2 tRNA genes and 2 rRNA genes are annotated in these 5,319 nt (G+C 48.6%); all 4 read right to left on the bottom strand.

Going from position 1 to position 5,319, the window contains the following annotated elements:
- Positions 1-2,814 (bottom strand): 23S ribosomal RNA (locus tag ACHUET_RS14570); the annotation flags it as partial.
- Between the two features lie 339 nt (positions 2,815-3,153).
- Positions 3,154-3,229, bottom strand: a tRNA-Ala gene (locus tag ACHUET_RS14565).
- Between the two features lie 9 nt (positions 3,230-3,238).
- Positions 3,239-3,315, bottom strand: a tRNA-Ile gene (locus ACHUET_RS14560).
- A gap of 74 nt (positions 3,316-3,389) precedes the next feature.
- A 16S ribosomal RNA gene (locus tag ACHUET_RS14555) occupies positions 3,390-4,928 on the bottom strand.
- Positions 4,929-5,319 lie beyond the last annotated feature (391 nt).

The following is a 5,319-nucleotide window of genomic DNA, read 5'->3' as shown; positions in this document are numbered from 1 at the left end:
CATCGCTGCGCTTCCACACCCTGCCTATCAACGTCCTAGTCTTGAACGGCTCTTTAGGGAAATCTAATCTTGAGGTGGGCTTCCCGCTTAGATGCTTTCAGCGGTTATCCCATCCGAACGTAGCTACCGGGCAATGCCATTGGCATGACAACCCGAACACCAGAGGTTCGTCCACTCTGGTCCTCTCGTACTAGGAGCAGATCCTCTCAAATTTCCAACGCCCACGGTAGATAGGGACCGAACTGTCTCACGACGTTCTAAACCCAGCTCGCGTACCTCTTTAAATGGCGAACAGCCATACCCTTAGGACCTGCTTCAGCCCTAGGATGAGATGAGCCGACATCGAGGTGCCAAACACCGCCGTCGATATGAACTCTTGGGCGGTATCAGCCTGTTATCCCCAGAGTACCTTTTATCCGTTGAGCGATGGCCCTTCCATACAGAACCACCGGATCACTAAGACCTACTTTCGTACCTGCTCGACTTGTGGGTCTCGCAGTTAAGCGCGCTTTTGCCTTTATACTCTACGACCGATTTCCGACCGGTCTGAGCGCACCTTCGTACTCCTCCGTTACTCTTTAGGAGGAGACCGCCCCAGTCAAACTACCCACCATACATTGTCCTCGGTATTGTTATACCTGAGTTAGAACCCCAACATGACCAGGGTGGTATTTCAAGATTGGCTCCACCAAGACTAGCGTCTCGGTTTCAAAGCCTCCCACCTATCCTGCACAAGTCAGGTCAAAGTTCAATGTAAAGCTGTAGTAAAGGTTCACGGGGTCTTTCCGTCTAGCCGCGGGTACACAGCATCTTCACTGCGATTTCGATTTCACTGAGTCTCTGCTGGAGACAGCGCTGCCATCATTATGTCATTCGTGCAGGTCGGAACTTACCCGACAAGGAATTTCGCTACCTTAGGACCGTTATAGTTACGGCCGCCGTTTACTGGGGCTTCGATCAAGAGCTTCGCTTACGCTAACCCCATCAATTAACCTTCCAGCACCGGGCAGACATCACACCCTATACGTCCACTTTCGTGTTTGCAGAGTGCTGTGTTTTTAATAAACAGTTGCAGCAGCCTGGTATCTGCGACTGCCAGCAGCTCAAGGAGCAAGTCCTATCACCACCAACAGCGTACCTTCTCCCGAAGTTACGGTACCATTTTGCCTAGTTCCTTCAGCAGAGTTCTCTCAAGCGCCTTGGTATTCTCTACCTGATCACCTGTGTCGGTTTAGGGTACGATTCGTTTATAACTATTGCTTAGAAGCTTTTCCTGGAAGCATGGTATTTGCCACTTCGTCTTACAAGTAAGACTTGCTATCAGATCTCGGTATAGAATAGCCCGGATTTACCTAAGCTATAAACCTACATCCTTTCACCTGGACAACCAACGCCAGGCTGACATAACCTTCTCCGTCCCTCCATCGCATTATAAACAAGTATCGGAATATTAACCGATTTCCCATCGACTACGCCTTTCGGCCTCGCCTTAGGGGTCGACTCACCCAGCCCCGATTAACGTTGGACTGGAACCCTTGATCTTCCGGCGTGCGAGCTTTTCACTCGCATTATCGTTACTCACGTCAGCATTCGCTCTTGTGATACCTCCAGCATGCTTTACAACACACCTTCACAGGCTTACACAACGCTCCCCTACCACTTGAAAACAAATTCAAATCCGCAGCTTCGGCTCCTAGTTTGAGCCCCGTTACATCTTCCGCGCGGGCCGACTCGACTAGTGAGCTATTACGCTTTCTTTAAAGGATGGCTGCTTCTAAGCCAACCTCCTAGCTGTCTATGCCTTCCCACCTCGTTTCCCACTTAACTAGGAATTTGGGGCCTTAGCTGGCGGTCTGGGTTGTTTCCCTCTCCACGATGGACGTTAGCACCCACCGTGTGTCTCCCGGATATCACTCATCGGTATTCGGAGTTTGCATCGGTTTGGTAAGTCGGTATGACCCCCTAGCCGAAACAGTGCTCTACCCCCAATGGTGTTCGTCCGAGGCGCTACCTAAATAGCTTTCGGGGAGAACCAGCTATCACCGAGTTTGATTAGCCTTTCACCCCTATCCACAAGTCATCCCCTGGCTTTTCAACGACAGTGGGTTCGGTCCTCCGGTGCCTGTTACGGCACTTTCAACCTGCTCATGGATAGATCACTCGGTTTCGGGTCTATACCCTGCAACTATTCGCCCTATTAAGACTCGGTTTCCCTACGGCTCCCCTAAACGGTTAACCTTGCTACAGAATATAAGTCGCTGACCCATTATACAAAAGGTACGCGGTCACCCAACAAGTGGGCTCCCACTGCTTGTACGCACACGGTTTCAGGTTCTATTTCACTCCCCTCACAGGGGTTCTTTTCGCCTTTCCCTCACGGTACTGGTTCACTATCGGTCAGTCAGGAGTATTTAGCCTTGGAGGATGGTCCCCCCATCTTCAAACAGGATTTCTCGTGCCCCGCTCTACTTAATATGTTAACGCTAATGTTTCGAATACAGGACTATCACCTACTACGGTCAGCTTTCCCACGCTGTTCTTCTACATTAGCACTAATCGGCTTCTCCCCGTTCGCTCGCCGCTACTAGGGGAATCTCAATTGATGTCTATTCCTAAGGGTACTGAGATGTTTCACTTCCCCTCGTTCGCTTCCTAATAAATTAGGATACCTACCTTATGGTAAGTGGGTTTCCCCATTCAGAAATCTCCGGATCACAGGATATTGCCGCCTCCCCGAAGCTTATCGCAGGCTGTCACGTCTTTCATCGCCTCTGACTGCCAAGGCATCCACCATGTGCGCTTCATTACTTGACCATACAACCCCAAGTAGTCTTTCGACTTCTAAGTGTCATACAATCTAATTATGATAACGATATCACCTATGTTTATACGCTTGATTCAGTTCTCTTTACTTTTTTAATAACTCACCCCTGGGATAACAACTGATGTCGTTAAGAGGTGAGTTATTAAGGTTAATGACGACACGTGAACATGTCATCACTAACCCAGACTCATATCTATGTTTTTAAATAGTTCCTGTATTCTCGTCGAATAACAGGTTCTGTATAAAACAGAAAGAAGTAATCTTGTGCAAATCACTTGTTTCTATTTGATACCTATTTTATTTAGCACTCTAAGCTTAACCGTATGTAGTGGTGGAGCCAAACGGAGTCGAACCGTTGACCTCCTGCGTGCAAGGCAGGCGCTCTACCAACTGAGCTATGGCCCCATTATAAAATGGTGGGTCTAAGTGGACTCGAACCACTGACCCCCGCGTTATCAACACGGTGCTCTAACCAGCTGAGCTACAGACCCTAATACGTTTGTTAAAACGTAAGCTTAAACTAAAGAACAACTTGTTGTGAATTCTTGCTGACCGAATGCGTCTATAAGGAGGTGATCCAGCCGCAGGTTCCCCTACGGCTACCTTGTTACGACTTCACCCCAGTCATCAACCACACCGTGGTGAACGCTCCCCTTACGGTTAAGCTATCCACTTCTGGTGCAATCAACTCCCATGGTGTGACGGGCGGTGTGTACAAGGCCCGGGAACGTATTCACCGCGGCATTCTGATCCGCGATTACTAGCGATTCCTACTTCATGGAGTCGAGTTGCAGACTCCAATCTGGACTACGATAGGCTTTTTGAGATTCGCATCACATCGCTGTGTAGCTGCCCTCTGTACCTACCATTGTAGCACGTGTGTAGCCCTGGTCGTAAGGGCCATGATGACTTGACGTCGTCCCCGCCTTCCTCCAGTTTGTCACTGGCAGTATCCTTAGAGTTCCCGGCTTAACCCGCTGGTAACTAAGGACAAGGGTTGCGCTCGTTGCGGGACTTAACCCAACATCTCACGACACGAGCTGACGACAGCCATGCAGCACCTGTATTCTAATTCCCGAAGGCACTCCCGCATCTCTGCAGGATTCTAGATATGTCAAGACCAGGTAAGGTTCTTCGCGTTGCATCGAATTAAACCACATGCTCCACCGCTTGTGCGGGCCCCCGTCAATTCATTTGAGTTTTAACCTTGCGGCCGTACTCCCCAGGCGGTCTACTTATTGCGTTAGCTGCGTCACTAAGTCCTCAAGGGACCCAACGACTAGTAGACATCGTTTACGGCGTGGACTACCAGGGTATCTAATCCTGTTTGCTACCCACGCTTTCGAGCCTCAGTGTCAGTATGATGCCAGGAAGCTGCCTTCGCCATCGGTATTCCTTCAGATCTCTACGCATTTCACCGCTACACCTGAAATTCTACTTCCCTCTCACCTACTCTAGCCTAACAGTTTCAGATGCAGTTCCCAGGTTAAGCCCGGGGATTTCACATCTGACTTATCAAGCCACCTACGCTCGCTTTACGCCCAGTAATTCCGATTAACGCTTGCACCCTCTGTATTACCGCGGCTGCTGGCACAGAGTTAGCCGGTGCTTATTCTGCAGCTAATGTCATCGTCTCCGGGTATTAACCGAAGAGTCTTCTTCACTGCTTAAAGTGCTTTACAACCAAAAGGCCTTCTTCACACACGCGGCATGGCTGGATCAGGGTTTCCCCCATTGTCCAATATTCCCCACTGCTGCCTCCCGTAGGAGTCCGGGCCGTGTCTCAGTCCCGGTGTGGCTGATCATCCTCTCAGACCAGCTACAGATCGTCGCCATGGTAGGCCTTTACCCCACCATCTAGCTAATCCGACTTAGGCTCATCTAATAGCGAGAGCAACAAGTTGCCCCCTTTCTCCCGTAGGACGTATGCGGTATTAATACGAGTTTCCCCGTGCTATCCCCCACTACTAGGTAGATTCCTAAGTATTACTCACCCGTCCGCCGCTCGACGCCTGATAGCAAGCTATCATCGTTTCCGCTCGACTTGCATGTGTTAAGCCTGCCGCCAGCGTTCAATCTGAGCCATGATCAAACTCTTCAGTTTAATCTTGCTATGAAGCTCTTTAAAGAAGCTTCTAAACTTGGCTCATCTAATCTGGCAAAATCGCTAAAAATTATGTTCGTAATGAATTAACTTTGAGTTTTTCTGCTGTCTTAAATGATAATTTTTATAGTTAATAATCTTCCCGAAAAGAAAAGATAGTCAACTTTATTTTTTAGCATTCTGAATCAGCAAAAATCCACACAAGTTGTTCTTTAGTTATGCTTTTAAATAGTCTCAATCACTGTCGTCCAGTCATCGATATATAGGGTAAATCTTTCGCTTTTCGCCTTTTCCGTTGCCGGTTAAGCTATCTAGCGAGCCGACTATCTTATCATAATGATTTGAATTGTCAAGCTTTATTTTAATTTGTTTCAACAGGTTAACTGGGTTA

The sequence above is a fragment of the Psychrobacter piscatorii genome, from assembly GCF_043641605.1.
GTDB lineage: Bacteria > Pseudomonadota > Gammaproteobacteria > Pseudomonadales > Moraxellaceae > Psychrobacter > Psychrobacter piscatorii_C.
Note: the sequence above shows the minus strand (reverse complement) of the source record. Positions and strands in the feature narration are given on the sequence as shown.